The organism is Agromyces sp. NPDC058126, from assembly GCF_042884595.1.
Classification (GTDB): Bacteria; Actinomycetota; Actinomycetes; order Actinomycetales; family Microbacteriaceae; genus Agromyces.
Genome location: NZ_JBHVTS010000012.1, coordinates 1 through 1,564 on the forward strand (window position 1 = coordinate 1; position 1,564 = coordinate 1,564).

Annotated in this window: 1 rRNA gene; it reads left to right on the forward strand. The window is 57.0% G+C overall.

Going from position 1 to position 1,564, the window contains the following annotated elements:
* Positions 1–267: 267 nt before the first annotated feature.
* Positions 268–1,564, forward strand: a 23S ribosomal RNA gene (locus ACFVTR_RS19125); the annotation flags it as partial.

Genomic DNA, 1,564 nt, shown 5'->3' on the forward strand with positions numbered 1-1,564 from the left:
GTTCAAGAGCCATTTCGTCGGCAAACGTCCGACGGTGGTAGCTCATGGGTGGACCGTTGACTATTCGGCACAGTGAGTTAGATGGGTTTGCTAGTACTGCTTCGGCGTGGAACGCGAATCACATCAACTGACTGAGCCGGGCACGCTGTTGGGTGTCTGAGGGAATGAACTTTCCTCAGTGCCGGACCAAGTGAACTCGCCTGTCAGAGCGGGGTGATGGGTGGCTGGTCGTTGTTTGAGAACTGCACAGTGGACGCGAGCATCTGTGGCCAAGTTTTTAAGGGCGCACGGTGGATGCCTTGGCACCAGGAACCGATGAAGGACGTGGGAGGCCACGATAGTCCCCGGGGAGTCGTCAACCAGGCTTTGATCCGGGGGTTTCCGAATGGGGAAACCCGGCAGTCGTCATGGGCTGTCACCCGCTGCTGAACTCATAGGCAGTGTGGAGGGAACGCGGGGAAGTGAAACATCTCAGTACCCGCAGGAAGAGAAAACAACCGTGATTCCGGGAGTAGTGGCGAGCGAAACTGGATGAGGCCAAACCGTATGTGTGTGATACCCGGCAGGGGTTGCGCATGCGGGGTTGTGGGATCTCTCTTCTACGGTCTGCCGGCCGTGGGACGAGTCAGAAACCGTTGATGTAGGCGAAGGACATGCGAAAGGTCCGGCGTAGAGGGTAAGACCCCCGTAGTCGAAACATCAGCGGCTCGTTTGAGAGACACCCAAGTAGCACGGGGCCCGAGAAATCCCGTGTGAATCTGGCGGGACCACCCGCTAAGCCTAAATATTCCCTGGTGACCGATAGCGGATAGTACCGTGAGGGAATGGTGAAAAGTACCGCGGGAGCGGAGTGAAATAGTACCTGAAACCGTGTGCCTACAAGCCGTGGGAGCGTCGCGCATGAGCTTGCTCAGTGCGTCGTGACTGCGTGCCTTTTGAAGAATGAGCCTGCGAGTTTGCGGTGCGTTGCGAGGTTAACCCGTGTGGGGAAGCCGTAGCGAAAGCGAGTCCGAATAGGGCGATTGAGTAGCACGCTCAAGACCCGAAGCGGAGTGATCTAGCCATGGGCAGGTTGAAGCGGAGGTAAGACTTCGTGGAGGACCGAACCCACCAGGGTTGAAAACCTGGGGGATGACCTGTGGTTAGGGGTGAAAGGCCAATCAAACTCCGTGATAGCTGGTTCTCCCCGAAATGCATTTAGGTGCAGCGTCGTGTGTTTCTTGCCGGAGGTAGAGCACTGGATAGGCGATGGGCCCTACCGGGTTACTGACCTTAGCCAAACTCCGAATGCCGGTAAGTGAGAGCGCGGCAGTGAGACTGTGGGGGATAAGCTCCATGGTCGAGAGGGAAACAGCCCAGAGCATCGACTAAGGCCCCTAAGCGTGTGCTAAGTGGGAAAGGATGTGGAGTCGCAGAGACAACCAGGAGGTTGGCTTAGAAGCAGCCACCCTTGAAAGAGTGCGTAATAGCTCACTGGTCAAGTGATTCCGCGCCGACAATGTAGCGGGGCTCAAGCACATCACCGAAGTCGTGTCATTGCAGCATATAGGGCCAACGCCTGCTG